Genomic DNA, 24,135 nt, shown 5'->3' with positions numbered 1-24,135 from the left:
GCGCGGCGGCCTCATGCCAATTGCCGGAGGCCGCCTTTTTCAACGAAATCGGTGGGAAGCGGATGTTAGTGGGCAGGCGCCGAGAGGCCGTACCCTCCTGCGGGCGCCGTCTCGGCCACCCTCGACATTCCCGCGATCATCGGTCGCCCTCTCGAGATCGCATCGCGGACCGCCGGAAGCGTGAGTGACGCGCCGTGCGCTTCCTTGCTCTGCCATGCCTCTGTGATCCAAATCACCTCCGGCTCTAGCGGGTCCAAAGCAACGATGTAGCTCAAACAGCCCGGCAGTCCGCTTACACCTTCGATGAGGACTCTGACCAGCTCGTCGCGATGACCTGGCTGCGCTGTCATTTTGCCGATCAAGCCGTACATCGATGAACTTTCCATGTCCGCAGCAGACGCGCGAAGCGGTGAAGTGACGGCCAAGCCCACGCCAGCAACGACGATTCTGCGGCTGATTTCCATCGCAATACGTTAGCTGGCCGATGGATCGAGACAAGCGGATAGTTCCGCAACGGGTCGATTTCGGTCCTGGGCTTTGGCGCCGAACGCGGATGTTGGCCGTTAGGCCGGAAAGCAGTCGCCCTTGACGCCAAATCGGGGTGATTAGTGGATGTTCCTCATCGAAACAACGGGGCGTGGAACCATAGCCTCTAGAAACGACCGGTAACCGGACGGGCGTTGCCGCATTAAGGGAACGACGCCTTGTCGATCCTCCGGAGAGCCATGCCCGATTCCTATATCCTCATGCTGTTTGTGGTGGGGGCGCTGGTCGCGCTGGTGGCGTGGCTGCCGCTGGTGTTCCGGCGCGCGCCGCTTTCGCTGCCGATCGTCTGCGTCGGGCTTGGGGCCGCGCTGTTCAGCCTGCCGCAGGTGGGGTTCGATCCGCTGCCGCAGACCTATCCCGAGATCACCGAGCGGCTGACCGAGTTCGTGGTGATCATCGCCCTGATGGGGGCAGGGCTGAAGATCGACCGGATCTTCAATCCGAGGCGATGGGGCGTGACCTGGCGGTTGCTGGGCGTCACCATGATGCTGTCGATCGTGGCGATCGCGCTGCTGGGATGGACGGTCCTGGGGCTGGGCCTGGCGGGGGCGATCCTGCTGGCCGGCACGCTGGCGCCGACCGATCCTGTGCTGGCGTCGGACATCCAGGTGGCGGCGCCGGGCGAAGGGCGTGAAGACGAGGTGCGGTTCGGCCTGACGTCCGAGGCGGGGCTGAACGACGGGTTGGCGTTCCCGTTCGTGAACCTGGCCATCGCCCTGGCCCTGGTGGCGGCGGGCCAGAAGGACGACTGGTTCGTAGAGTGGCTGACCGTCAGCGTGCTGTGGGAAATCGGCGCCGGGCTGGGCATCGGCTGGGCGATCGGCTGGCTGTTCGGCTGGCTAACCTTCACCATTCCGGCCAGCACGCGACTGGCCGCGACGCGCGACGGGTTCATCGCCCTGGCGGCGACCTTCATCTCATACTCGGTGACGGAGATGCTGCACTGCTACGGCTTTCTGGCGGTGTTCATCACGGCGCTGGCGTTCCGGCACGCAGACCGGGACCACGATTTCCAAGTCGAGATGCACGACTTCATCGAGCAGATCGAGCGTATGGCGATGATGGTGGTGCTGGTGCTGTTCGGCGGGGGGCTGGCGTCGGGCCTGCTGGCGCCGCTGCGGCCGCTGGATGCGATGGTGGCGTTGGCGATCGTGCTGGTGGTGCGGCCTCTGACCGGGATGATCGGCTTCATCGGCTGGAAGCGGCCGATGCGCGAGAAGCTGATTCTGGCCTTCTTCGGGATCCGGGGCGTGGGGTCCTTCTACTATCTGGCCTATGGGCTGAACGCCGCGCCGTTCGAGAGCGACGACCGGCTGTGGGCCATCGTGGGGCTGATCTGCCTGATGTCGATCCTGCTGCACGGGATCACGGTCACGCCGGTGATGCGATGGTTTGACCGCAGCGAAGGCCGCGATCCGGATGCAGAGGCGGATGGGGTGCAGGCCGAAACGTCGGGGCGAGGAACGTCAGCCTGACTTTGTGACCAAGGCCGATTGGATCAGGCACCTCAAATGTCCGCTACGGGTGGTTAGCGGTCATCGACTGGCGGTAGCCTTCGCTTAGCTTCCGAGATGAGCCACTCCACGACTTCAAGGGGGATGCTTCCGTTATCAAACGTCGCCAAGGTCATCTGACCGTTTGCGTCAGCGTAGAAAACCTCTGCCAAGAGCGCGTGTTCGATCACCCCATCCGACAGTTCGAGGAACATGCCGTCACGCTGGACATCACTGCTCATGGTCAGTTGAACGATCCAGCAGGCGACTTTGACATGCGAATACCCCAGATCGCACTAGCCTAATCGGCTGGGCCGATGTCCGCCTCGGGTGGATACTGTTGAAAAAGTCGGGAGACCGCTGAAACGGCGCAAACTGCGTGCCGTTCACGAAATTCGGCTTTAACAAAATCAATCGGTTAGATTCTCGCGGCGGCACCACATCGAGCCCAGAAGGTCGATCACAGCAGGGTCGCGGACTTTTTCAACAGTATCGGTGGGAAGCGGACATCGTCCCAACTTTCAATCAATGAGCCCGGTAATGCATAGCGACCGCGCCGTTACTGAAAGGCTTGGTCGAGAGCAGTTCTAGTCTGCGTGTTGCGGACAAGCCGGCGTGATAAAGGGTCGGACCGTGCCCTGCGATCCTTGGATGAACGACGAGCTTGTATTCGTCGATCAGATTCAACCGATCTAGTTCCGTCGCCAGCTTGTCGCTGCCGAGGAGCACGCCAGCCGGCGTAGCGTCCTTCAGCGCTTGCACCGCCGCATGTAAGTCGCTGCCAAGATGGTGGCTGTTTGTCCACGGGAACGTCGTACGCGTCGTTGACGCCACATACTTTGGTTTGTCTTCCAGCTTGACCGCCCACTCGCGGATCGCCGCAGGTGCATCCACCTCGCCACTAGCGACGGTAGGCCAGTATCTCTCCATCATCTCGTAGGTCACACGACCCCAGAGCATCGCGCCGTTCTCGTCCATCAAGCGGGTAAAAAAGGCGTGCGTCTCGTCGTCGGCGATGCCTTCCTGATGGTCGACGCAGCCATCTAGAGTGAGGTTGATGCTGAAGGTCAGAAGTCCCATGAGGCTAGCCTATGCGATCTTGGCTCGAGCTCAACGTCCGCAACGGGTTGGTTTGCGAAGCAGCCATCGCCCCCTAAAGAGGACCTCTGATCCACGCACGGAATGTCGTCTTTCCGGCATGGTCCGCATGACCGCTCCTGGCGCTAATCAGTCATTCCGATCTGGCGATCTTGACGTCTTAGCAGGCGCAACTCCCGCACGCGCTAAAGTGACCCATCCAATAGCGTGCGGATGCGGATTGAACACCTCCAGGCTGTTCGCTTTATCACGTTCGCTGGACGAACTTGTGATGGATAGTGGTGCAGATGAGGAGCTTCATCGCTGTTCTCGGAGGTCCCGACCTTGTTTTCGAGTTCGTCAACAGCGCGCATCGCGCGGCTTTTGGTGATCGCGACCTTATCGGTCGCACCCGAGCGGAGGTGTTTCCTGAACTAGATCACCAGGGACTCGCGGATGCGCCGCACAAGGCGTTCCGAACGGGTGAACCGATTTTCGTTCGGGACAAGTCTGTCAGGCTCGACTGGTCGCCTGCCGGTCAGCCCCTACAGCGCCGATTGGATATTTCCTACGAACCGATGCGTGATGCGCGCGGTGTTGTTTGCGGCCTGTTCGTTCAAGGCCGTGACGTGACAACCATTGGCGCACATTCGCTCGAAGAGCGCGCACTCGCACACGGACTCGATATCCTCTCGGACACCGAATTGCTCACCCTGTTTCTATATCATGGCACCCTGGATACGGATTCTGCAGATCGCGCCGAACATCTTCTGGCACGGTTTGGAACGCTTCGCGGCGTCTTGTCAGCCTCGATACCAAGCCTGCAGCAACTTGTGCCGGCCAGCCCCCGAAGACGATCGCACGATCCGCAGCGATCGAGATCGGGGCTTACTGACATGTCCCAACGCCCCTTTGGTCCCGACGAGAACGGAGGCGTCGCAGCGATCAGCGCCGTCGGCGCCGCCCTGGCCTGCATCGCGGCGGCGATTGCTGTCGATCTTGGGGCCCTCGCCCTTCATGCGCGCAAAGTTCAGGGCGCCGCCGATCTGGGGGCCCTAGCCGCCGCAGGGCGGCTCGACCGCGCCCCAACCGCCGCAGCGGCAACGATTGCGCTCAATCTCGCGAGCGTCCGCGCGGTCGAAACGGAGACGGGTCGCTATCGGCCGGACCCCGCTATAACGCCCGATCAGCGGTTTGAGCCCGGCGGCGCCGATATCGACGCCGCGCGCGTGACCGTCACGGCCAAGGCGCCGATCTATTTCAGTCGTTGCTGGGACGCGATGAAGTGCTCGTCACGCGCACCGCAGCAGCGTCCGCGCCCCAGACGCCGAAGGTGATGATCAGTCTTGGGGCTTGCCTGGCGCGGCTCGACGGGGGGATCGCCAACCAAATCCTCACCGGTCTTCTGGGCAGCCAGGTGTCGTTGAGCGTGATGGATTATCGGGCGCTGGCCGACCTCAAGATCAACCTTCTCCAGTTCTCCGATCCGCTGGCGACCAAGGCGAACGTGACCGTCGGCGACTATGATCGCCTTCTGGCGACGGACGTGGACGCTGGCCAAGCGCTCGGCGTTGTCCAAGCCTTGGCCGGAGGTCGGGACGGCGGCGCCTTGGGACGCCTGAGCAGCGCCGCCACAGGTATGAATATGGAGGTGGATCGGCTGATCGGGGCCGAGGTCGATGCCCGGCAGGGCTTGCGGGAAGGTCTCAACGCTGACGTCAGCGCGCCGGACCTTGTTATGGCGATCGCCGAGATCGCGGGAGGCAACAGGCAGATTGAGCTCAAGCTCGGCGCGCAGGCCGGGATTGCCGATCTGAAGGCGACCCTGGCGATTGGCGAGCGGCCGAATACGTCGCCCTGGATCGCCGTCACTGCACGCGGCGAGCCTGTTCTGAGGACTGCTCAGGCCCGTCTCTACCTTCGGGCAAAGACGGCGCAGTAGCTTTCGGGATTGGCCCAGGTCAATCTGCCGATCCTCGTCGAATTGGCGCCCGCGGAAGCCCGCCTCGAGCAGTTGAGCTGCGCGCCCGCCAGGTCCGTGCGGGTCGGCGCGAGACCGGGAGTGGCGCGCGCGATGATCGGCGCAGTCGACGAAACCAAGCTGGCGAACTTCAAGGCGCCCGTAGAGCCGAGTAAGGCGACGCTGGCCTCTGTTTTGGGACTCGTGACAGTCAAGGCCAAAGCGGATGTCGAGGCAGCCGACCCCGGAGCTCAGTCGGTCCTATTCGGCTCTGACGACATCGAAGCCCGTCGGATCAAAACGGTTAAAAGCCGAAGCCTGGCGACGGGCTTGATCAGCAGCTTGCTGCAGCGACTGGAACTGGATGTCGCAGGCTTGCCGTTGGGCGGCGTGGCGTCAGCATTGGGACAGCTGCTGTCGCCGCTGGGGCCTGTTCTCGATAGCGCGATCAATCCGGTTTTGGATGCCCTGGGTCTGAAGCTTGGTGAGGCGGACGTCGCCGTCTTGGACCTGTCTTGCCCGAATACGGGCAGGGCGCCGCCGCGGCTCGTGGGTTAGACGCCGGACGCCACCGTCCCCCGCTCGGCGAGCTGGCGCGCCATGTTCAGCACGAGCTTGCGCGCGCTTGCGGGAAGATTCTTCTCAAGCGCCATCAGTTCACGAGCCCACGGCGTCATCGCATGTTCTTCACGTGGGGCGCCCGTGTCCGTCGTCACGCCGTCGAAGAAGTAGGTCATCGGGACGTCCAAGGCCTCAGCAGTACGCCACAGTCGCGAGGCTGAAACGCGGTTGCTCCCACGCTCGTACTTTTACACTTGCTGGAAACTTACACCGATCTTGGTCGCCAGATCAGTCTGCGTCATGCCCTTCGCAAGCCGCAAGCTGGTGATCCTAGCCCCGACTGTGACGTCGATGGGGTGGGGACTGTTTTCGGTGGCGGGAAACATTTGACCTTCGACTGTAGTTCGGACCTGTTGTACAACCGAAGGGTGCAGGGCGCAACGCCGTTGCGGTTGAGACCGCGCTTAGGGAGCCCTGACGAGCCGATGGGCGAAATTAGTATCGCCACGTGCACCCCTGGTTGGAGTTACCAAGCCGATATCCGCGTATGGCGCATTCGGAACTATTCCAATGATCCAGTGCGCTATGCCAGTTCGGATTGGCAAGATCGAACTCTCGTTTGGCTGGGTTCCCGAGACCGTCGTTTCTTACTCAGTCGCTCAGCGCATCAAACCAAGTTAAGGCACTGCCTCCAACGCACCGGCGGTCATCAATGAGACCGATTTTCGAAGAATTGAAGCAGGCACGCCGTCGCGCGCTAGCGTCGATAAACCGATCAAATTGGATAGTAGATACTGGCTGAGGAGAGTGGGATCCGTGGTGTCGGAGAAGCCTCTCATCGCATGAGAGATCGCAGTGCCTTGTCGGCTGCGACGTTCCCGAAGTTTTAGAAGCAGCTTTCTTTGATCAGGTTTGTCGCAAATTCGGCCGCTCAAAATCATACAGCCGAGTGGGCGCCTAGGGGCAGTATACCTCGAGATTGCATCTTCGAGGAGGACGGTAATAGCCGCGGACAAGGTGGTCGATGCTTCAACTCGGCTCATGTTTAAGACGCCATGGGTGATCTCAAAGTGCTTGATGGAAGTCAGGTAGAGCGAAGCTTTGTCAACGAAGGCCGAGTAAAGGCTGGTTTGGCTCACGCCCATCACCTCTCCAAGATCTCGTACAGATGCGCCGTCATACCCTACCTGCCAAAACAGGAGCATTGCACGCTCCAGCGCGGCGTCTCTATCGAAACCCCTGGGACGTCCGAGCACGCTAGTCGTTTTAGCCATCGATCGCTCCCATCCCGAGCACAGCTTTAGCGAGCGAGTGCTACAAAATCCTTTCCCAACGAACCGACCGAATCCGTAGCGACCGCTACAAAATGAGTAGAGATTGAAACGGCTCATTCCGTAGCGAATGCTGCACAAGTGCTCATGGAAGTCCTGCGCGGTCAGAGAATGGATGACGAGTTTTCGGAGGCATTGCGTGGGACGTTGTGCGCCCGGGAGGTCCTAGGTTGGCACGCGCGGCTTCTTAATCAGGATTTGATGCGATCCGAATTCGAACCTTGTGGCGGGCCGATCGGAAATTCGCGAGCTTCGGAGAACGCCATAGCTCTCCAACCCACCCTCAGAGTCGTACAAGCCCAAGCCGACCACCGGTGGACTCCCGTGGACATCGAAGACAACTAGTCGTGGAATGGTAAGATGAAAGGCGCTGCGAGGGATTAGTTCGACAAGCTGGCGGACGTATTGGGCATGGGCTAGCTCAACTTCGCCAACTCCGTCAGGATCCGGCAACTGGATTAATAGCCCTAGGTAGACCGGGCTTGAAAACTCGCCTGCACGCTTCACCGCTGCAGTGGGCGACATCTCCGTGGTGAATGGACTGGTCATCCATGGGCCGATCGGCGACAGAGGCTGCCCGTACGTACGTTTGATGCGGCTCTTGGCAGGGTGCGAACCGCGGGATGGGTTCGAAGGAAATTCGGGGTTCATTTGGTTATCTTGCAGGAGGGCTGGATATGGCAACGACTGCGCATCGCTTGCAGCAGGCGAGCATCGATGTCGCCGCAGGCGACGGACCCATTAGAGACAGCGTGAAGCTGCATGGGACAGCGTGTGGTCGTTCGGCATCCCTACACCTGTTAAGCTGTTGTAGTTTTCGGGAACCGGCGTGCTCGAACCCACAGCCAACGGCTTCATTCTGGAGCCGCTAGATCTATTGATTGCAGGTCTGCTCGAAGAGAGGAGACAGGTCCGCGCAGGCGTCTTCAAGTAGCAGCAAGGCTGCGGCCTCAATGAGGTAAACGCGGCGTTGGCTGTCGCTCGTAAGCGTAATCTCAGCAGCAATCCGGCCGATGTCGTTATCGTCATGAAGACGATGATCGACCTTTATAATCGCCCCACACGGCGATCGCTGGAATAAGCCGTCAGTCTGAGCGTGAGGCGCATCCAAAACTTCGAAAACTGAGGAGATCGCTACGCTTGGATGATCGACTGTCAAGGATTCTAGCAGACAGACGGTCGCCCAAAATCGGTATTCTGGCGATTGAGCCAGAGCTGCTGAGTGGCAGGCCCCAATCAAATCCGTCAACGTCGGCAAGCAGCCTGATTGCACTGGCACGTCTTCATTTGGCTTGGAACGATCGGAGAGTTGCATCGTGTTTCCTTGAGTCATTGCGAGGGCGTGTGCTGCTCTCGAAGTTGAGACAGGGGGCGACATCGCTACCACAACGAATGTTGCGTCAGCTCGAAAGCACCACCAGTTTAAGTGACGGACTCGGACGCGACAGAATGACGTCGTTTGCGCCAGCCTGCCGCATTTGAGTCCGTCGTCCGCCAATGGCGGCGCAGTGGGGAACTTTCTGTTCGAAAGCGGTCTGCAGCAACCTGGCCTGCACAGAGGATTGATAATTAGAGCTTTTTCGTCAGAGCCTAGAGTGATGCGTTCGGACTCCGGACTCAGCAACGGACTCCGGTTCAATCGATGGAAACCGAAGCAATCTTAGGTCAGATGAAACCGGATGCCTGGGCCGTCGGCGTTCGCCTCAAGGAAGGTTATGCCTAGAGCTCGGTAGGTGGCTACCAGTCGCTCGGCGTTTGCAAACGTCAACACTGCCGCACCGCCATCCTCGGCGCGGCGGATTGTATTTACGCCTAACCCAGTCTCAGTGGCGACCCCACTCGCGCTCAATCCGATGACGGCACGCGCTGCTCTCAGCTGTGCACCAGTCGGCATAAAAAAACCATGTGGGCGATTATTGACCATTACGATTTCTTGGCCTAGGTCACTGTGTGCGTGGGCACTTTTCGCCCATAATGGTAAAAAGTGATAAGATGCTGTCAGGCTATACGATTCAACCCGTCACCGCGATGCGGAATCATCCCGAGCTAGCTCCAGACACGGCTGGCCTCTACGCTCTGCTGCTCGACCATCCAGACGCGATCAGACCCTCGCTTGAAGCGGCAAGTCTGCGACTTGATGGTCTTCGGCTCGGCAAGCGACCGGTTCTTTATATTGGGGCGACAAGCGACTCCTTGCGACGTCGTCTCAAAACACACACCTCTCACGACACTTGTCGATCGACATTCAGGATGAGTCTCGGCGCCGTTCTCGCAGAGCAGCTTCACCTGGTAGCGCAGCCTGTAGTGGGGCAGCCGTATTTCGGCTTCAATTCTTTCAGTGAAGCAAAGCTTAGCGCGTGGATAGACGGTCACGTGTCGATTGCTTTCCGCGCTGACCCCGCTTCAATGGTGCTCGAGCGAGACCTTATCGCCTCTGGTGATCCATTGCTGAACATCGCAGGTCGTCATAAGCGCCCGGGAGCCTCGCAGATCTTAGAGCTGCGCAAACAATGTAAAGGCCTTCGTCTCGATCGGGGAATTCTGCACTGATGCAACAAGAAAAAGTCACGAGCGGGTGCATCCGTCTAACCACGCAGGAAGTGTGCGCTCTCGCACGAATATCCTCTTCAACGTTATGGCGCCGTATCTCCTGCGGACGTTTTCCGCCGCCTGTTGATCGGGCGCGCACCGCACTATTCGATTTCTCGGAGGTTCAAGCGGCGCTCGGGCGGAGGCCGGCGCCCGGACCGTCGATCGAGGAGGATATCCGGATCCGACTGGAGAGGATGCAACGCCGGAATAAAAAGCGACTTGCATAACGCGAAATTCCCACTTAGGGTGCGCCGTACTGGGAATTGCCCGGTACAGGTTCCTGAGATTAGAAACGGGAAATACGCGATACGGTTTATGGTAGGTAGAAAGGAGTGCATGTGAATGGAAAACTTTGGACCATATGTAGCCGTGCGGAAGCGCATGGATGGCCGCATTCGTCTTCGGTTCGAAGTGCCGGCCCGGCAGAGGCCGGACGGCTTTCCGGCGACAACGCCTATACTCGTGCGCGGCAAAGATGCTCTCGTCCTCGAAAATCTGACGTCTGGAGATCGAGATGAGATCTACCAGCAGGCAGCGGAGCTTTTCGCTGAGCTTGCCCGCCAACGGGCGGGAATTGTGCCAGAGTTAGCAAAGAGCTTCGACCAAAGCTGGTCAAGTCTCATCAAATTGCGAGTGGCCTCTTCGAAGTGGCGTCGGCTCGCGAGTTCCACAAGGGCAAACTACGGTCGAGCGCACGTCTGGATCCTGCGCCGGCTGGAGGGTGATCCAAGTCTTTTGCCCAGTAACATCGTGGAGTCAAAAATTGATGCGGTTCTAGACGAAATCGAAAAAGTGGGTGTGCGCTACAATACCTACACCGAACTGCGATCTCTTCTTAAAAAAGCAGTGGCAGAAAACTGGCGTCCTGCCCACCTCAACGCATCTATAAGTGTGGAGCTACAGAGAGCCGAGATCTACATATGGAGCGATCAAGACGTCGCATGCATGGTTACAGCTGCACTCCAGTGCGGTCACCCAGGGATGGCTCGGCTGATCTTGATCCAACGCGAAATTGGCCAACGGCTCACAAGCGTCCGAAATTTTCGATACGGGACACATTATCGAGACGGGTGGTTTTTTCATAAATGTCGCAAAACCAAGCGAGAGGTGCGTCTGGAAGTGCGCCCTATCGTTAGAGAGTTCCTTGATAGAGACTTCGCTGAAGGAGACTTTATGTTCTTAAATAAGCGAAATGGACGGCCCTATACACAAAAAGGCGCCGCTGTCGCGTTCAAAAAGATCGTGCAGAGTGTACCTGGATACAGTGATAGTCCGATCCTGCTGCGTCATCTTCGCCATACAGTGGTGGTCGAGTTGGCGAAGGCAGGTTGCACGCTCCCGGAGATCGGATCGGTTACGGGCCATGCAATGACATCGCTTCACAACGTTATCGAGCATTATTTGCCACGGCATAGCGTTATGGCGTCAAACGCGACCGCAAAGAGAGACCGTTGGATTGATGGAGGTTCAGGGGGGGAGGTTATCTACAATGGTATGCGGCGGGTTTTTATTGGTGATCTGCCGCAAGCGCTCATCCCTGCTACTCCAGCAGAAATAGCGTCTGGTGCAGCGCGATGAAGCACATCGAATTGATCGTGACCTCGACTGCATACAAATGCTCTTTGTGCGATGAGTCCGTCTCAGAGAAACTAATCTGCACGCCCTGTGTATTATTATCGTGTCCGGTCCACGATATTTTGATCAAGCCGCGCATCCGTGGTCTCCCCAGTTGGAGCATTACATCGAACAAATTGTTCGCCGGTTGTTTATCAGGACGTGAACGGATTAGAGGCGCAAGTTCAATCAACGCCGCAACGGCTTCTACAAGTGTCTTGGACGACGTTATCGGTCTCAACGTAGAGGGCAAGGGATCAAACTCACCGAAAGGAGTACCTTGGCGAATGACTTTCCCACGGCGCTTCATCGATATTAGACGAGACGCATCGGCAACAGAGTCCGGGGACGCGTCTGGTACCCCGTATAGCCCGATAATTAGAGCCGCTGCGTCTAAAGCCGTCATTGGAGCGGCTCCTCGACCACGTTTTGCTGTGTGGATCAGTCCTGCATCCCTCAATGCTCGAGCGACGTGGTCGACCGATCCCCTCAAGCGCCCATCTCGCTCGGCCAGCATGTCAACAAGTGCAGGCAAGTAGGCCATGATCGTAGATCCCAGTGTTACCGTCAGGCGGCTGAACGTTAAAACGGGAATAACCCGGAACGAATTTGCAGTCTAGTGCCTCAAATAGAAAGGATATCTAAAATGTCGGATTTTACATTTTACCACGGGGGTTGTTACGACAGCCTGCTCCTCCCGCGCGAGCCGGGCGACATTGTTATCTTCTTTCGAAGAGACATGGTTCTACATCCGTCAATAGGCTGCACGGAGTACGTAACGGCGGGAAGCGTCCTTGTGTCTTATCCGTCGGCAGAGTGCGTACATACTCGCCTCACCACACTTTTTGACGGCAGCGTCGAACATTGCGCGGACCGGCGGCTCCTAGCCATTCTACTGGGTGTTAAGTTTCGACCCGATGGTAGTTGCGCGCCGGAGGGCGAACTATTCATCGATGCTTGGCTTCGAGAAGAGACAAATGTCGGCGTTCGCTACAATGGCCGTACATCTGGTGCTCCTCCAGCATGCCAGGGCACGGATAGCCCGTCTGAGGCTGTCCCTTGCCCATTTTAGTTCCGTGCTTGATCCCTATGCGCGTGCGACGCTGCGTCCGCATCCTGCGGATTGGCATGATGAAGAGCCTCTCACGCTCGTGGAAGCGATCGCCATCTTCTTCCCAAATGGTCCCCTCACAGTCACTTCGCTCCGAACTGAAATCCGAAAGGGGAATTTACGAGCAGCAAAAGTTGCAGGCCGTCTTTTCGTCACGCCGCAAGCGATTCGGTCTCTGTTCGAGTTACAGCAATGGGTAGGCCGGCAAAAGGCGTCCGTCTCTACTTACGAGCTGGACGTATCGACGCCCGTACCGGCCGTTCGATCGCCCCAGTCTACTTCATCAGAGACGGCGCGAAGAGCGTCAGCACGGGCTGCGGCCCAGAGCGCCTTGACGAAGCTGAAACGCTCCTCGCCGAGTACATAAGCGAGCGCGAAGCGGCCTTGCGGCCGAGCGATCGTGCGCAGGCGCCGGAAGAGGTGCTCATTGATGATGTGATCGCCCTTTACGCGCGCGAGAAAGGCCCTCGCGTCGCAGATCCTGTCAGTCTGTCTGGGCGACTTTCGGCGGTGCTGACGTGGTGGGGTGGGAAGACCTTGGGCGCGATCCGACGCAGCTCCTGTGAGGCTTACATTACCTACCGGGCGCAGCAACCCATTAAGGCGTTCAAAGATGCGTCGCTTGCACGTTGCGTTACGCCGGCCGCCGCCCGGCGTGAACTGGAGGACCTGTCCGCGGCCGTGTCCTATTGGGCTGCCGAATACCCCCTCACGCGCCGGGTGACCTTCACGTATCCATCCAAAGTTGAAGGGCCGCGCGATGCCTTGAGCCGTGATGATGTGTCCGCGCTGTTGCGCGCTGCGCGGGGCTGGCGCCGAGTTGGCGGCGAGTGGACTGCAACCACGACATCGACAAAGTCGAACCGGAAGCACCTTCCACGGTTCGTCCTTCTTGGGATTTACACCGGTACTCGGCCTGGCGTGCTGCCGAAGTTGCGTTGGTCGCCGTCGGATGACAGCGCCTGGGTGGACCTGGAGCGGGGTTGGATTTTTCGGCGGGGTCGCAACGAGGCGGACCGGCCGACAAAACGCCGTCCAATGTTTCGGATCCCGCTGCGCCTTCTTCGACACATGGAACGCTGGCGTCGGCAGGATGATGCATTGAACATTGAACGGGCGCAGCAAGGCCTTCCGCCGGTCGAGACCGTCTTGCACCATGGCGCGAGGGCCATCCAGGGTCGTATCCGCAAGGGGTATTCGAGTATCGTCAAGGATGCCGGCCTTGCCGAAACCGTCACGCCCCACTGGCATCGCCACACGGCGGCAACCTGGCTGATGGAAGCCGATGTGCCTACGCGTAAGGCGGCTCAATACCTGGGTATGACCCCTCGGACCCTTGAGCGAGTCTACGGACATCACCGGCCTGATTATCAATCGGATGTTGGCGCTGCACTGGCACGCGGTGGCCGCTCGTCATCCAAGACCTGAACGACGCTTCATCACTTTGTGCTTATGGAAGGAAATCCTATGAAACTTAAAGACCTGCTAGATGATCCGTTCAGTGCTCACGAGAGCGCTGCATCCACGGAATGGCTGGATTCGTCGCTGATTTTTCATGTCCTGTCTCACGCCAAGCCCGAACGTAACGGCAAGGCCAATGGTGAGGCATCGAACCAGGTCCAGCGATTCGCCGCTTGGCGATCCTGCATAGACGCGATTGAGGCAAGGTCGTCGTTTCAGCGCCTGCCGCATGATGAACGGCTCGAACAACAGGACATCCACGATGCGATCTGTTTTCTAGGATCGGTCCGAGAAGAGCGATCGGCGGCAGGGATAACCAAGCGCGCCGCGCTCGTGTTGGCGGCAGAATTCAACATGGGGCGGCTGAAAAATCGCCTGATCTACGCAATGATCAACCGTTTGTGCGACGAAGCTGTGAAGAAGGGATTTCGAGTTTCGCCCTTAGGCTCAGGACTCATAGCCAGAACAGCACGGTAGCGGCGAGGGCTATGGTGGACAGGAAGACGGTCGGACATGGACTGATCGCTCTCGTAGATGTCCTTGGTCGCGGCCTTCAGCTTTTTGTCGTCGGCCTTGAGACCCGAGCCCGCCGCGAAGGCCGCTGCTGTCCCGAAGCCCGCGATGCCATAGTGGGACATCCGCTGATATTGCGCGATGATGATGGCGTCCAACACGGGAACTTTCTCCGGACCCTCTTCGAGGACATGCTTCGTGGCTTCGGCGACGAGGCCTTCCATGCCTCTGCAGTGTTCTTTGGAGACTTTTTCGTCCTGCCCGGCGAGCAGGTCCTTCAGCAGCTCGGTATGCTTTAAAATGCCTTCAACCGATTTGCCGAGCATTTCCTTAAGCGAAGGATCAGAGGTTTTCGGGGCGATCTCCTTCAGCACGCGCTGCATCTGGTCGTTGGCGGACCACAGGTCTTTCAGCTCGTCGGTGTAGAGGCCTTTCAGATCTTCTGGCGTCGACATGGATGTTCCTGCTGGATGAGTTGATTGGATGTCGTGCGGACGTTCGGAAAGCCGCTGCGGCCCCGTTAGCGATGAGCCAACTATCCGTTCCGGCGAATCCTCTCGTTAGCGCCGGAACAAGAACAGGCTCGATCTTGTTAGGCCCACTGGAAACCCGCGCGATCAGCGTCAGGCCTGAGGGATGTATGCAAACGACAAACTACGAGTTCATCGGATGGGACGCGCTGCTCTATGAGTGGGCGCCCAAGGTGATCGGCGCTGTGCTGATCCTCATCGCGGCTTGGTTTATCGGCAAGGCCGTGAAATGGGCCCTGGCGAAGGGGATCAATCGTATTCCTGGCGCCGCCAAGGCAAGCACCAGTGACAACCCGAAGCACTCGATCGGCGCCAGCCTGGGAGATGTCGCCTTTTGGCTAATCCTCTTGTTCGGTGTCGTCGCCGCCCTCGGCGTCCTGAACCTGGGCCAAGTCGTCACGCCCCTGAACTCACTGCTCACGCAGGTCGCGTCCTTCGTTCCGAGCGTCCTCGGCGCGTTCCTGATCTTCTTCATTGGGTTTGTAGTCGCGACTTTGGCCAAGCGAGTCGTCGAGGCTGCACTGCAGGCCGCCAACGCGGATCGCTGGCTTGAAAAGGCCGGCCTGACCAAGGCGACGGGCTCGACTGGCGTCAGCACCGCGATCGGCACCCTGGTGTTCGTCTTGATTCTGATCCCAATCACGATCGCGGCGCTGGAGCAGCTGGGAATCGAGTCATTGACGGTTCCGGCGGTTGCCGTGCTGTCGACTGTCTTGGCTGCGATCCCGCATGTTCTCGCCGCTGCCATCGTTTTGGCGGTGGGTTGGTTCATCGGTCGCTGGGTCGCCCAGCTGATCGAACGCATCCTGCCGGCGACTGGGTTCGACCGCAGCATCTCGAGCCTGACGGCTCTGACCGCCACGAACCAGGCGCCGGCCGCGCCGAAGCCGACCGCGGCTCCCTTTGCCGGTGACGTGACACCGGCCACCGCAAGGGCTCTAGGTAGTGATGTGCCCAAGCCGATGACGCCGTCCAGCATCGTGGGCAAGATCGCAATGGCGGCGATCGTCGCCTTCACGGCGGTCGAGGCCGCCAAGCTTCTGCAGTTCGGCACGATCGCCGTGACGCTGCAGGAAATCCTGGCCCTGGCCGGACACGTCATCGTCGGCGGGATCATCATCACCGCCGGCGTGCTGATCGGCGGTGTCTTCGCCAACCTGATCAACAAGGGTACGGGCGGCGCCGATGGCTTCGCCTCCACCCTGGTGCGTTGGGCCACGATCGCATTGGCGACGGCCATGGGCCTTCGCTTCATGGGCATCGCCGACGATATCGTCCTTCTCGCCTTCGGCCTGATCCTGGGGGCGGCTGCGGTGGCGGCAGCGCTAGCCTTCGGGCTCGGCGGGCGCGACGCCGCCAGCAAGGTGGCCCAGACGTGGGCCGACAAGGTCACGAAGACCCCGCCCCAGTGAGACCCGCGGCCGACGATCGACGAGATCGCCGGCCGCATTCTTTTCCCCATTTAACGACGAGTTCGTTATGACCGATAACCGCGATCGCGACCCTCGCCTGACCCCAGTGGCCCCGGCCTGGCGCAAATACCTCCCCTGGATCATCGGCGCCGTCGTCCTCCTGCTGCTGCTACTCATGCTGACCCGCTGTGGCGACGACCGCGCCGCCATGGATCCTGCAGCGACTGACGACGCCGCCGTAGCTCCGACGACCGAGACGCCGGTCATGCCCGCCACAAATGCTTCCGTTGGGGTTTCGGGGCTGGACGCCTACCTCGCTGGCTCGGACGCCGCCCCGCGCACTTTCGCGTTCGAGCGCGTCAACTTCGACACCGGCAGCAGCACCATTCGGCCCCAGGATCGTCCCGAGATCGCGGCCGTCGCCGCTGTTCTGAGCCGCTACCCGAATGCCAAGATCCGCCTGTACGGCTATGCGGACGCGCGCGGCTCCGACGCCGCGAACCGAACCCTCGCCCAGGCCCGGGCCGACATCGTCCGTTCCGCCCTGACGGCAGCCGGCGTGGATGCCCGCCGTATCGAGGCGCTTTCAGGCGGGGAAACCAACCCCGTCGACAGCAACGCCACGGCCGGAGGACTGGCTGAAAACCGCCGCACGGAACTGGTCGTCGTCCAGCGCTAACCGCACAGGCCGGGGCTAGCGCCCGGGCCATCCACCTTCAGAGGAGACGTCATGAGCTTTTTCGGAAGAATTTGGGACAAGATCACCGGCCATAAGGCGCGTCCGACGACGCCTCAGGCCCAAGCGCCCACGAGCACCCCAGTCTCGGCACAGCCCGTTCCTGCGGCGCCCGCCACTCCCTTCACGCCTCAACCGGTCGATGTGGACCAGATCCTCTCCCAAATGGCCGAGATGAAGGGCGGCGGTGGAAACTGGCGGACATCGATCGTCGATTTGCTCAAGCTACTTGACCTGGATTCCAGCCTCGACGCCCGCAAGGACCTCGCCGAGGAGTTGGGCGTGCACGCTGGCGCTCATGGCTCGGCGGAACAGAACATCGCCCTGTCCAAAGCGGTCTGGCGAAAGCTTGCGGAGAATGGCGGCCAGGTTCCGGCCAGTCTGCGAGACTAATCGAACAGGTCGATGTCGGCTCAAGACACTGCTGCGATTCTCCTGCTCGCTCGCCACCTGGATGTGGAAGAGCCTTCGCCTGGGCAATCCAAATGGACGGATATCAAGGCGGCCATCGACGGCGTGAGCGATGATCGCCTTGATGCATCGATCCGCTATTTCGGTCAGGCGGGCTCGCCAATCACCGCCCGCGCGGCTGAGATGTTGACGGATTTGATGATGGCGAGGATGGTCCGCCTATTGGGCGTGTCGAGATCGGAGCGACAATAGCGCCTCGGACTGGGCGCGGTACAGAGGGTGTCAGTATGAAGCGCTTCTTGCGAGACAACGGCCTGACCCTAGGCTCAGGACTCATAGCCAGAACAGCACGGTAGCGGCGAGGGCTATGGCGGACAGGAAGACGGTCGGACAGCGATCGTAGCGGGTCGGCGACCCGGCGCCAGTCTTTCAGGCGTCCAAACATGATTTCGATCCGGTTTCGCCGCTTGTAGCGTCGCTTGTCGTAGCGGATGGGTTCGGTGCGGGTTTTGCGGCCTGGGATGCACGGCGTGATCCCCTTGGCCTGCAAGGCGTCCCGGAACCAGTCGGCGTCGTAGCCTCGGTCTCCCAGAAGCCACTGGGCGCGGGGCAGGCTGTCCAGGAGAGCGGCAGCGCCGATGTAGTCGCTGACCTGACCCGCTGTCATGAAGAGGCTGATGGGCCTTCCGTTCGCATCGGTCACGGCGTGAAGCTTGGTGCTCATGCCGCCTTTCGTGCGTCCGATCAGTCGCCCGAGACCCCCTTTTTTACCCGCAGGCTCGAAGCCGTGCGGTGCGCCTTCAGATAGGTCGCGTCGATCATGACCGTGCGGCGTTCGGTCTGAGCCCCGGACAGGCCCTCCATCATCCGGATGAAGACGCCAGCCTCACTCCATCGCTTCCAGCGGTTGTAGAGGGTCTTGTGCGGCCCGTAGGCCGCCGGCGCATCTCGCCAGCGCAGGCCGTTGCGGTTGACGAAGATGATCCCGCTCAGCACCCGGCGGTCATCCACCCGCGGCTTGCCGTGGCTCTTGGGGAAGAAGGGCTCCAGCCGAGCCATCTGCTCGTCCGTCAGCCAATACAGATCGCTCATATCCAGACGCCTCAGGAGCCTGAATCAGATCGTTCGCCTCACATCAATGGGTCCTGAGCCTAAGCGCCAATGCGATCCGAGCCCTAAGGGGGATTTTGCGCACGACACAGGCGAAGGCTCTATCAGCCCTTATCATCGCGAACACGCGGGCGATCTAATCTGGGAAATCGGTAGCGGTGACTTTGGTTGCCGCGATGACCAGGGCAGGTTTAATGCCGAACGATTCGCTCAACAAGTGGCGGATCCGCAAGTCAAAATGGTTGAGTTGAAGATTAGTCAAGGTGCGAAGCCCGGGAAGGGCGGTATACTACCAGGCGAGAAGGTCACGCCAGAGATTGCGCTCACTCGCGGCATTCCTGTGGGTCATGATTGTATCTCACCGTCAGGCCATTCAGCTTTCAGTACGCCGCTCGAGCTTATTCACTTTATAGATGAGTTTCGTGCTCTATCGGAAGGCAAGCCAATCGGGTTCAAACTGTGTGTTGGTCAGCCGTGGGAGTTTATGGGCATCGTCAAAGCCATGCTTGAGACGGGCATTCTACCTGATTACATCGTTGTAGATGGTGCGGAAGGCGGGACTGGCGCTGCACCGGTCGAGTTTGCTGATCACCTTGGAATGCCGCTCCGCGAAAGCCTGCTATTTGTTCACAACACACTCGTGGGTGCGGGCCTGCGCGATCGAATAAAACTTGGCGCCGCAGGAAAAATAGTCAGCGCCTTCGATATTGCCACTGTTATGGCGCTTGGCGCAGATTGGATCAATGCGGGACGCGGCTTTATGTTCGCTATTGGATGTATCCAATCTCTATCGTGTCACACTAATCCAGTATCCGACAGGCGTGGCGACCCAAGACCCTATTCGCCAGCGAGCGCTCGTAGTCGGAGATAAAGCCGAGCGTGTATATAACTTCCACAGAAATATTCTACTGGCGTTGTCCGAGATAATCGCGGCTGCCGGCCTTGAACATCCAAGTCAACTTGGACCGCATCATCTTGTCCGGCGCGTCAGTCTCACCGAGATGAGACTGTTTTCGCAGCTTCACATTTTCCTCGAAAACGGTGAGCTGCTTGCAGGTAACTCTAACCGCGACTTCTACGGTGCAGCTTGGCATCTCGATCGCGCAGACAGTTTCCATATTCGCCCATAGGCACGCGCGCTTTCAACAGTCCACGCGCTTGCCGGCAATCTATTCAACCACCAACCGACATGTTTGTTATTTCGCCGGCAAGAGGCAGTGTTATCGGCTAAGACGTGCCGTTACCCTGCCTCGCCGGTAGCGATTTGACCCATGAATCTTCATCGTCCGAGCGAAGCCTATCTTTTCAGTTCAGACGCATGACCTCGGCTGACACGTAGAGGCTGTCGGATCCGATTTTCGGGACGATTGCGAAGTTTCTGTCCTCGATCTCGTAGAGATGCGCTACCAACGTATCAAACTCGATTTCGCAATCTGGGTAAGGCTGGATCAGAATCGCGCCTGAAACATGTAAGACGATATGGATGTCGCTACCGGCGGCAAGATCATCATACGAAACCATGGCTTCGCAATATGTCGAAGTTGTCGAGGGCGCACAAGTCACGGTAGCGGCTCCTACTCTCTGTGCATGAATTCTCGGATCATGCCAACAACAGCATCACGTTCCGGCTGACGGAGTTGCGCCCAAAGTTTGAGAATGGCGCGCTCAGAATGTGATCGGCCATTCGGATCGGGGTCGTTGTAAAGGTCTGCCACGCTGCATTGTAGAGCGTTGGCTATCTTGAGCAGGGTTGCTGCAGATACGCGATTGAAGCCGCGCTCATACTTTTGAACCTGTTGAAAGGTGACGCCGATGACTTTGCCGAGTTCCGCCTGTGTCATGCCGATAGCGGCTCGCCGATCTCGGATTATACCGCCGATCTGAACATCGATTTCTGTAGCTGTGCCGTGCGCCATGCTCACATTCTTTGCAGAGTTTCGACCAAGTCGCGAGTCTGATGTGGTGCGAGGCCGGCTGTGGCGGTGCTCCAATCCCGCTCTATCGGCGGAGGCGAGGGACGATCTGGTGCATGATCTGATGTCGGCGCGCCGGGCGGTGCGGTCGGCCCTGGCGGCTGAGGATACGGACGCTTTGGCCGCAGCGCGGCGCAGCGTCGACAAGGCCAAGGTGGGACTGGGCGAGCGGGGGCCGATGTGGTGGACCGACGGCTCGCCAGATCTCAATCGACACATGGCGCGAAACACCCCCTATGCGGACTGGTTCGCCAATCTGGGCGAGACGCGCGAATGACCACAGCACTCGACCGTTTCGTCGTGCCTCAAGACCCTGTGTTTGAGACTGCGATGGCCGAGCTCGCGTCGGGTCGCAAGACAAGCCACTGGATGTGGTTCGTCTTCCCCCAAGCCCGGTCTCTGGGACGGTCTTCGACGGCTGTCTTCTATGGCATCGGATCGCTCGCGGAGGCCGAGGCCTACTTGGCTCATACAGTTTTAGGCGCGCGGCTTGCCCGCGCCACCCAGACCGCGACTATGGCGCCGGCGGCCTCAGTACATCAGCTGTTCGGATCGCCCGACGATCTCAAGTTCCGCTCATCGATGACGCTGTTTGCAGCCGTGGCGACTGATCCGACCGTGTTTGACGCGGCGTTGGCGCGCTGGGGCCTTTCGTCTGATCCGTTGACCGCAGACCTTGTGGCGAGCGCCAGGACGGGGCCGGATCGTCTTTAAACAACGATCGGAGGCTTGACGCGGTTTAGGCGTCGATAACTGACAGAGCGCCATCGGGCAGCGGGCGCTGAAGCGCTTTGGCCGTTTCCCACGGCGCCGTCATCCAGGCCTCGATCTCGTCGGACTGCATCAAGATTACCGGCATGGCCTTGGGATGAACCGCGCCGACCTCGGCGTTAGGCTCGGTCGTCAGAAAGGCGAAGACGTCGATCGTCTCCATGCCGGTCTTGATCTTGCGGACGCTCGTGTGGGCCTGGAGGTGGATGCCGGCGAAGAAGGCGAGCGGCTCGGGCTCGTCTCCCGCGAGCTTGAACCAGACGGGCCGGTATTTTCCGGCCGCGTCCCGGCCCGGTTCGCTAAAGGCCGTGAAAGGCACCAGACATCGCGATGCCGGCGACAGATATGGGCGCCAATGGCTGGAGCTGGTGTTGCGGACGTTGGTCGTGCCGCTGTCGGGTTCGAACTCGAGGATTTTCTGAAAGTCGACCTCGCCGCCTTTGGCCCTTAGCTTGTCGGCCCGTTTCGTCGCATTGTCGAAGATCATCTTCTGGGATGACGGCATGCCCCAGCGCGCCGAAGCCAGAATGCGCTCTGCGCCCTCCCAGCGCACGATCGGCGCGGGATAGTCGGGATAGAGGTCGCTTGGCGCGAGGTTGCCGACGGTCGACCGCATCGCGTTCGCCGCATCCAATATGGCCTGGGGGCCGGAGCGCTGGCGGTACAGGTTGCACATCAGGCTCTGGCCTTTTTCAGAGCCGAAGCCAGGGATTTATGCTCCGCCTCATAGGTCACCTCCGCCTCCTGACGCGCCTGGTTCAACGTGGCCTGTTGTTCTTCGAAATCAGTCCTTACCGCCTGATGGCGTTGATCCAGATCGGCCAGCGCCGCCTGCAGCTTTTCGATTTTGGCGGCCTTCGCCTTGGATGGTCCCCGAGGTTTGGCGGGTTTCGCCTTTCCGATCTTGCCGACATCGATCGCAAGCCCGCGCTCGACGACCTCGCCAGGAGAGGCTAGGGCGGCCTCGTAATCCGGTCCGCCGGAAAGCTGGCTGGCCAGGCCGGTTGCGAACAGATCTTGCTTTGAGCCCCAGGCCTCCAAAGCCTTGGGTCGCGAGCTTGTGGCGACGGTGAAGGCATGGAAGCCGTCGGACCAGGTGAAGACCTTCAGCTTGGCCGCCATGTCAGTCGATCAGTCCGCGACGCTGCATGTCCATGATGATGGGATCGGTCAGCGAAGCGATGACCTCCATGTCAAAGGCGTCCTCCGCTTCCGTCTCATCGGCAAACGAGCGTGGTTGGTTCTGGCGTAGGGTTGAAAGCCGCCAGGACGACTGGACCACCTGCTGCCGAGCCAGATGCTCGATGCGTTGAAGGCGAACGCCGGCGCGCGATCTGATGAGGGTCTTGCGTGTCGTCATGGTTTCAAACCTCCGGACCGGAACCTGACACGGCCCAAAGCGATTTTGAAGTCGGACCGATCGCGAAGTCGGCGCTAAGTGTTGCGCAAACCCTGCCGCCGTTCTTTCGAGAGCGGCGGCTTTGTCGTCTTTTGGACTGCCGGAACGCTTAGCGGTGGATCGGAGTTGGTTCTGCGGGGCCGGCCTGAGAGGGTGGCGGCCCGGTTGAATCCACCACCCCGTGCGGCTGGCCGCTTTATTTTCCCAAGCCGTGAAGCGCCCGCTGCGTCTCCCAAGGCGTAGGTCGTTTTGATGGGTCGGAAACGGTTCGAACTCCATAAGTCTCGTGGGTGACTTTTTGCGCGATCAGCTTGCCTCTAAAAAACATAATGACCGGTTCGACCTCCAAGCCCCAAAGGTTTTCGTTAACGACGTTTCCAAAACCTTATTCTGCGCGAAGCGGTTTCTTACGCAGGAGCATCACGGATGAACCTCTCACCGTAGACTGGTGGTTACGCTAGCAATCGTCGAGTGCTTCGTCACGACTCTGTTCTCTTTTAACTGGAACAAGCCGCAGGCCGAAGACGCTTTCTCGCCATACATGTATAACAAAACTTGAGAAACGCCGTCTCAGCGCGCGTTCCGAACGAGCGGCGCTTAATCGATCGTTCAACAGAGTTCGGATCGCCCGGCGGCTTTAGAATGTCGGTGGAGCCGTCGTCAGGATTCATTTCAAGACCTTGATCATAGCGCTGCATAAGCTGCTCGAGCATCCGAGCGGTCGCAACGCTCGGGAGGCTGGAATCCCTTGCTGTGGAGGCCAGCGACAGACCCAACCGGATAATGTCGTGCGCCGGGTTCCCGATGACCGTCTGGTCAAGGGCGCGAATCTGCACCTCGACCTCGCCCTGACGTCGGCGAACGGACCCAGATTCCCCAGGTGGCAATCGCCGCAGATCCAGATCGGCGGCCCTTGAGGGACCCCCGCCGGCGAGGCGTCCAACCAGTCGTAGAACTGCTGGGTGTTGCCGCGCACATAGGCGTGGGCAGATCGCGCCATCTTCAGTCGACCGGTCAGTTTGAGGCTGGCCGCGCGCTCGGAGACGGAGGGTATAGCGTGACGAGACATGGGCTTTCTTTCGCCATTCGCGAGGCGAGCGCTTAGTTTATCTCAGACACCCGCTTTCAAAGGCAACCGACTCAAAAGCGACGTGGAACAACGGCCCGGCGTCGATGACGTCGGGCCGTTCTGACTCGTCCCACTCGGCTCAGCCGAGCCGCGAGACCGGCTTATCGATACCGGGCGCGTTCCTTGATGATCTGCTCAGACGTGTAGGGCTTGGCGTCCGCATCGAAGCCTGACCAGCCCGATTGGCGATAGGCTTCACCGCGCGTGGCGGCGTCGTAACCGCGGCTGCCGTCCAGGATGGCTTGAATTTGTTGCGCCTCGTCGCCGTCGGCCTTGATGCTGACGAGCGTACCCCCACGACGAACGCCTTCCGAATAGACGTTCGCTTCTTCGTCGCTGTGACCGGATTCCTTCAGGGCGCCGAGGAGGCCGCCCGTCGCGCCGCCGGCTGCGGCGCCGACCGCC

29 protein-coding genes and 3 pseudogenes are annotated in these 24,135 nt (G+C 59.8%); 15 read left to right on the top strand and 17 right to left on the bottom strand.

Features of this window, described 5'->3' with window-relative positions; translation table 11 throughout:
- Window positions 1-65: 65 nt before the first annotated feature.
- Entirely contained in the window at window positions 66-464 is a 399-nt protein-coding gene (locus RTU05_RS09455; RefSeq protein WP_165116481.1) for a putative quinol monooxygenase, read from the bottom strand.
- Between the two features lie 261 nt (window positions 465-725).
- Between RTU05_RS09455 and RTU05_RS09450 the strand changes: the two genes are divergently transcribed.
- The gene (locus RTU05_RS09450; protein WP_184280209.1) at window positions 726-2,021 is read left to right on the top strand and encodes a sodium:proton antiporter; all 1,296 of its coding nucleotides are present in this window, start codon (window positions 726-728) and stop codon (window positions 2,019-2,021) included.
- A gap of 53 nt (window positions 2,022-2,074) precedes the next feature.
- Here RTU05_RS09450 and RTU05_RS09445 read toward each other — a convergent pair whose 3' ends face one another.
- Window positions 2,075-2,281 (bottom strand): hypothetical protein, encoded by a 207-nt coding sequence (locus tag RTU05_RS09445; RefSeq protein ID WP_184280210.1) that lies wholly within the window; start codon window positions 2,279-2,281, stop codon window positions 2,075-2,077.
- 283 nt (window positions 2,282-2,564) lie between these two features.
- Window positions 2,565-3,119, bottom strand: a complete 555-nt coding sequence (locus RTU05_RS09440; RefSeq protein ID WP_165116485.1) for a dihydrofolate reductase family protein — start codon at window positions 3,117-3,119, stop codon at window positions 2,565-2,567.
- A 305-nt stretch (window positions 3,120-3,424) separates the two neighbouring features.
- On the opposite strand from RTU05_RS09440, the gene RTU05_RS09435 reads away from it, so the two are divergent.
- Genes RTU05_RS09435 through RTU05_RS09425 form a run of 3 tightly spaced genes read left to right on the top strand, consistent with a single transcriptional unit; the run spans window position 3,425 to window position 5,634 of the window.
- Window positions 3,425-4,453 (top strand): PAS domain-containing protein, encoded by a 1,029-nt coding sequence (locus tag RTU05_RS09435; protein ID WP_312597703.1) that lies wholly within the window; start codon window positions 3,425-3,427, stop codon window positions 4,451-4,453.
- Window positions 4,450-5,058, top strand: coding sequence for a hypothetical protein (locus tag RTU05_RS09430; RefSeq protein ID WP_312597701.1), 609 nt, complete (start codon window positions 4,450-4,452; stop codon window positions 5,056-5,058). Before RTU05_RS09435 ends, RTU05_RS09430 begins: the two co-directional genes overlap by 4 nt.
- Before the next feature lie 9 nt (window positions 5,059-5,067).
- Window positions 5,068-5,634 (top strand): hypothetical protein, encoded by a 567-nt coding sequence (locus tag RTU05_RS09425; protein WP_312597699.1) that lies wholly within the window; start codon window positions 5,068-5,070, stop codon window positions 5,632-5,634.
- Here RTU05_RS09425 and RTU05_RS09420 read toward each other — a convergent pair.
- From RTU05_RS09420 to RTU05_RS09410, 4 genes are all read right to left on the bottom strand, one after another.
- Window positions 5,631-5,813, bottom strand: a complete 183-nt coding sequence (locus RTU05_RS09420; RefSeq protein ID WP_312597697.1) for a hypothetical protein — start codon at window positions 5,811-5,813, stop codon at window positions 5,631-5,633. The two genes, RTU05_RS09425 and RTU05_RS09420, sit on opposite strands and share 4 nt — an antisense overlap.
- A gap of 72 nt (window positions 5,814-5,885) precedes the next feature.
- Complete coding sequence (locus RTU05_RS18315) at window positions 5,886-6,023, bottom strand: helix-turn-helix domain-containing protein (protein ID WP_409411607.1); 138 nt, start codon at window positions 6,021-6,023, stop codon at window positions 5,886-5,888.
- Window positions 6,024-6,314: 291 nt separating this feature from the next.
- Window positions 6,315-6,911, bottom strand: coding sequence for a helix-turn-helix domain-containing protein (locus tag RTU05_RS09415; RefSeq protein ID WP_312597695.1), 597 nt, complete (start codon window positions 6,909-6,911; stop codon window positions 6,315-6,317).
- 931 nt (window positions 6,912-7,842) lie between these two features.
- Complete coding sequence (locus RTU05_RS09410; protein ID WP_312597693.1) at window positions 7,843-8,283, bottom strand: hypothetical protein; 441 nt, start codon at window positions 8,281-8,283, stop codon at window positions 7,843-7,845.
- 677 nt (window positions 8,284-8,960) lie between these two features.
- Between RTU05_RS09410 and RTU05_RS09405 the strand changes: the two genes are divergently transcribed.
- On the top strand, window positions 8,961-9,518 hold the full coding sequence (locus RTU05_RS09405) for a GIY-YIG nuclease family protein (RefSeq protein WP_312597691.1): 558 nt from the start codon (window positions 8,961-8,963) through the stop codon (window positions 9,516-9,518).
- A gap of 384 nt (window positions 9,519-9,902) precedes the next feature.
- Window positions 9,903-11,138 (top strand): hypothetical protein, encoded by a 1,236-nt coding sequence (locus tag RTU05_RS09400; RefSeq protein ID WP_312597689.1) that lies wholly within the window; start codon window positions 9,903-9,905, stop codon window positions 11,136-11,138.
- Here the strand turns inward: RTU05_RS09400 and RTU05_RS09395 are convergent.
- The gene (locus tag RTU05_RS09395; protein ID WP_312597687.1) at window positions 11,101-11,718 is read right to left on the bottom strand and encodes a hypothetical protein; all 618 of its coding nucleotides are present in this window, start codon (window positions 11,716-11,718) and stop codon (window positions 11,101-11,103) included. The genes RTU05_RS09400 and RTU05_RS09395 overlap by 38 nt on opposite strands.
- A gap of 759 nt (window positions 11,719-12,477) precedes the next feature.
- Between RTU05_RS09395 and RTU05_RS09390 the strand changes: the two genes are divergently transcribed.
- The gene (locus RTU05_RS09390; RefSeq protein ID WP_312597684.1) at window positions 12,478-13,713 is read left to right on the top strand and encodes a tyrosine-type recombinase/integrase; all 1,236 of its coding nucleotides are present in this window, start codon (window positions 12,478-12,480) and stop codon (window positions 13,711-13,713) included.
- A 39-nt stretch (window positions 13,714-13,752) separates the two neighbouring features.
- A complete protein-coding gene (locus RTU05_RS09385) occupies window positions 13,753-14,223 on the top strand; it encodes a hypothetical protein (RefSeq protein ID WP_312597682.1) in 471 nt (156 codons plus the stop codon).
- Here the strand turns inward: RTU05_RS09385 and RTU05_RS09380 are convergent.
- Window positions 14,127-14,714 (bottom strand): DUF892 family protein, encoded by a 588-nt coding sequence (locus tag RTU05_RS09380; protein ID WP_312597681.1) that lies wholly within the window; start codon window positions 14,712-14,714, stop codon window positions 14,127-14,129. The genes RTU05_RS09385 and RTU05_RS09380 overlap by 97 nt on opposite strands.
- A 185-nt stretch (window positions 14,715-14,899) precedes the next feature.
- On the opposite strand from RTU05_RS09380, the gene RTU05_RS09375 reads away from it, so the two are divergent.
- The 4 genes from RTU05_RS09375 (at window position 14,900) to RTU05_RS09360 (ending at window position 17,600) form a co-directional block, all read left to right on the top strand.
- Window positions 14,900-16,201, top strand: coding sequence for a mechanosensitive ion channel (locus RTU05_RS09375; protein ID WP_312597679.1), 1,302 nt, complete (start codon window positions 14,900-14,902; stop codon window positions 16,199-16,201).
- A 67-nt stretch (window positions 16,202-16,268) separates the two neighbouring features.
- Window positions 16,269-16,880: an OmpA family protein gene (locus tag RTU05_RS09370; protein WP_112862669.1), complete on the top strand. Its 612-nt coding sequence runs from the start codon at window positions 16,269-16,271 to the stop codon at window positions 16,878-16,880.
- Between the two features lie 51 nt (window positions 16,881-16,931).
- On the top strand, window positions 16,932-17,330 hold the full coding sequence (locus RTU05_RS09365) for a DUF3597 domain-containing protein (protein WP_185225542.1): 399 nt from the start codon (window positions 16,932-16,934) through the stop codon (window positions 17,328-17,330).
- Window positions 17,331-17,342: 12 nt separating this feature from the next.
- A complete protein-coding gene (locus RTU05_RS09360; protein WP_112862667.1) occupies window positions 17,343-17,600 on the top strand; it encodes a hypothetical protein in 258 nt (85 codons plus the stop codon).
- An 81-nt stretch (window positions 17,601-17,681) separates the two neighbouring features.
- Here the strand turns inward: RTU05_RS09360 and RTU05_RS09355 are convergent.
- Window positions 17,682-18,440, bottom strand: a pseudogene (locus RTU05_RS09355) (IS5 family transposase).
- 46 nt (window positions 18,441-18,486) lie between these two features.
- Here RTU05_RS09355 and RTU05_RS09350 point away from each other — a divergent pair.
- Window positions 18,487-19,329 (top strand): FMN-binding glutamate synthase family protein, encoded by an 843-nt coding sequence (locus RTU05_RS09350; protein WP_312597674.1) that lies wholly within the window; start codon window positions 18,487-18,489, stop codon window positions 19,327-19,329.
- A gap of 434 nt (window positions 19,330-19,763) precedes the next feature.
- On the opposite strand, the gene RTU05_RS09345 is transcribed toward RTU05_RS09350, so the two are convergent.
- Window positions 19,764-19,979 (bottom strand): hypothetical protein, encoded by a 216-nt coding sequence (locus RTU05_RS09345; RefSeq protein WP_312597673.1) that lies wholly within the window; start codon window positions 19,977-19,979, stop codon window positions 19,764-19,766.
- Between the two features lie 53 nt (window positions 19,980-20,032).
- Window positions 20,033-20,374, bottom strand: a complete 342-nt coding sequence (locus tag RTU05_RS09340) for a helix-turn-helix domain-containing protein (protein WP_184279045.1) — start codon at window positions 20,372-20,374, stop codon at window positions 20,033-20,035.
- 109 nt (window positions 20,375-20,483) lie between these two features.
- Here RTU05_RS09340 and RTU05_RS09335 point away from each other — a divergent pair, with 109 nt between their 5' ends.
- Complete coding sequence (locus tag RTU05_RS09335; protein ID WP_312597670.1) at window positions 20,484-20,708, top strand: hypothetical protein; 225 nt, start codon at window positions 20,484-20,486, stop codon at window positions 20,706-20,708.
- Window positions 20,705-21,145 carry a DUF1810 domain-containing protein gene (locus tag RTU05_RS09330; protein WP_312597668.1) on the top strand — a complete coding sequence of 147 codons (441 nt, stop codon included), beginning with the start codon at window positions 20,705-20,707 and terminating at the stop codon, window positions 21,143-21,145. The genes RTU05_RS09335 and RTU05_RS09330 overlap by 4 nt, the downstream gene beginning before the upstream one ends.
- A gap of 25 nt (window positions 21,146-21,170) precedes the next feature.
- Here the strand turns inward: RTU05_RS09330 and RTU05_RS09325 are convergent, their stop codons facing one another.
- The 5 genes and pseudogenes from RTU05_RS09325 to RTU05_RS09305 all read right to left on the bottom strand — a co-directional run.
- Window positions 21,171-21,878: an SOS response-associated peptidase family protein gene (locus RTU05_RS09325; RefSeq protein WP_312597667.1), complete on the bottom strand. Its 708-nt coding sequence runs from the start codon at window positions 21,876-21,878 to the stop codon at window positions 21,171-21,173.
- Window positions 21,878-22,243 carry a hypothetical protein gene (locus RTU05_RS09320; RefSeq protein WP_312597665.1) on the bottom strand — a complete coding sequence of 122 codons (366 nt, stop codon included), beginning with the start codon at window positions 22,241-22,243 and terminating at the stop codon, window positions 21,878-21,880. Before RTU05_RS09320 ends, RTU05_RS09325 begins: the two co-directional genes overlap by 1 nt.
- An 82-nt stretch (window positions 22,244-22,325) precedes the next feature.
- Window positions 22,326-22,562, bottom strand: a complete 237-nt coding sequence (locus RTU05_RS09315; RefSeq protein ID WP_312597663.1) for a hypothetical protein — start codon at window positions 22,560-22,562, stop codon at window positions 22,326-22,328.
- Between the two features lie 536 nt (window positions 22,563-23,098).
- Window positions 23,099-23,601, bottom strand: a pseudogene (locus tag RTU05_RS09310) (DUF2252 family protein).
- Window positions 23,602-23,831: 230 nt separating this feature from the next.
- Window positions 23,832-24,135 (bottom strand): annotated as a pseudogene (locus tag RTU05_RS09305) (hypothetical protein); the annotation flags it as partial.

This window comes from Brevundimonas sp., assembly GCF_032017145.1.
In the GTDB taxonomy this organism is placed as follows: domain Bacteria; phylum Pseudomonadota; class Alphaproteobacteria; order Caulobacterales; family Caulobacteraceae; genus Brevundimonas.
This window is presented reverse-complemented; position numbering and strand designations above follow the sequence as displayed.

Excerpts from the sequence above, each read along its gene's own strand:
- RTU05_RS09455 (WP_165116481.1), bottom strand. The coding sequence starts at position 464 with ATGGAAATCAGCCGCAGAATCGTCGTTGCTGGCGTGGGCTTGGCCGTC.
- RTU05_RS09450 (WP_184280209.1), top strand. The coding sequence starts at position 726 with ATGCCCGATTCCTATATCCTCATGCTGTTTGTGGTGGGGGCGCTGGTC.
- RTU05_RS09445 (WP_184280210.1), bottom strand. The coding sequence starts at position 2,281 with ATGAGCAGTGATGTCCAGCGTGACGGCATGTTCCTCGAACTGTCGGAT.
- RTU05_RS09440 (WP_165116485.1), bottom strand. The coding sequence starts at position 3,119 with ATGGGACTTCTGACCTTCAGCATCAACCTCACTCTAGATGGCTGCGTC.
- RTU05_RS09435 (WP_312597703.1), top strand. The coding sequence starts at position 3,425 with ATGAGGAGCTTCATCGCTGTTCTCGGAGGTCCCGACCTTGTTTTCGAG.
- RTU05_RS09420 (WP_312597697.1), bottom strand. The coding sequence starts at position 5,813 with ATGACCTACTTCTTCGACGGCGTGACGACGGACACGGGCGCCCCACGT.
- RTU05_RS18315 (WP_409411607.1), bottom strand. The coding sequence starts at position 6,023 with ATGTTTCCCGCCACCGAAAACAGTCCCCACCCCATCGACGTCACAGTC.
- RTU05_RS09415 (WP_312597695.1), bottom strand. The coding sequence starts at position 6,911 with ATGGCTAAAACGACTAGCGTGCTCGGACGTCCCAGGGGTTTCGATAGA.
- RTU05_RS09410 (WP_312597693.1), bottom strand. The coding sequence starts at position 8,283 with ATGCAACTCTCCGATCGTTCCAAGCCAAATGAAGACGTGCCAGTGCAA.
- RTU05_RS09405 (WP_312597691.1), top strand. The coding sequence starts at position 8,961 with ATGCTGTCAGGCTATACGATTCAACCCGTCACCGCGATGCGGAATCAT.
- RTU05_RS09400 (WP_312597689.1), top strand. The coding sequence starts at position 9,903 with ATGGAAAACTTTGGACCATATGTAGCCGTGCGGAAGCGCATGGATGGC.
- RTU05_RS09395 (WP_312597687.1), bottom strand. The coding sequence starts at position 11,718 with ATGGCCTACTTGCCTGCACTTGTTGACATGCTGGCCGAGCGAGATGGG.
- RTU05_RS09390 (WP_312597684.1), top strand. The coding sequence starts at position 12,478 with ATGGGTAGGCCGGCAAAAGGCGTCCGTCTCTACTTACGAGCTGGACGT.
- RTU05_RS09385 (WP_312597682.1), top strand. The coding sequence starts at position 13,753 with ATGAAACTTAAAGACCTGCTAGATGATCCGTTCAGTGCTCACGAGAGC.
- RTU05_RS09380 (WP_312597681.1), bottom strand. The coding sequence starts at position 14,714 with ATGTCGACGCCAGAAGATCTGAAAGGCCTCTACACCGACGAGCTGAAA.
- RTU05_RS09375 (WP_312597679.1), top strand. The coding sequence starts at position 14,900 with ATGCAAACGACAAACTACGAGTTCATCGGATGGGACGCGCTGCTCTAT.
- RTU05_RS09370 (WP_112862669.1), top strand. The coding sequence starts at position 16,269 with ATGACCGATAACCGCGATCGCGACCCTCGCCTGACCCCAGTGGCCCCG.
- RTU05_RS09365 (WP_185225542.1), top strand. The coding sequence starts at position 16,932 with ATGAGCTTTTTCGGAAGAATTTGGGACAAGATCACCGGCCATAAGGCG.
- RTU05_RS09360 (WP_112862667.1), top strand. The coding sequence starts at position 17,343 with ATGTCGGCTCAAGACACTGCTGCGATTCTCCTGCTCGCTCGCCACCTG.
- RTU05_RS09350 (WP_312597674.1), top strand. The coding sequence starts at position 18,487 with ATGGGTCCTGAGCCTAAGCGCCAATGCGATCCGAGCCCTAAGGGGGAT.
- RTU05_RS09345 (WP_312597673.1), bottom strand. The coding sequence starts at position 19,979 with ATGGTTTCGTATGATGATCTTGCCGCCGGTAGCGACATCCATATCGTC.
- RTU05_RS09340 (WP_184279045.1), bottom strand. The coding sequence starts at position 20,374 with ATGGCGCACGGCACAGCTACAGAAATCGATGTTCAGATCGGCGGTATA.
- RTU05_RS09330 (WP_312597668.1), top strand. The coding sequence starts at position 20,705 with ATGACCACAGCACTCGACCGTTTCGTCGTGCCTCAAGACCCTGTGTTT.
- RTU05_RS09325 (WP_312597667.1), bottom strand. The coding sequence starts at position 21,878 with ATGTGCAACCTGTACCGCCAGCGCTCCGGCCCCCAGGCCATATTGGAT.
- RTU05_RS09315 (WP_312597663.1), bottom strand. The coding sequence starts at position 22,562 with ATGACGACACGCAAGACCCTCATCAGATCGCGCGCCGGCGTTCGCCTT.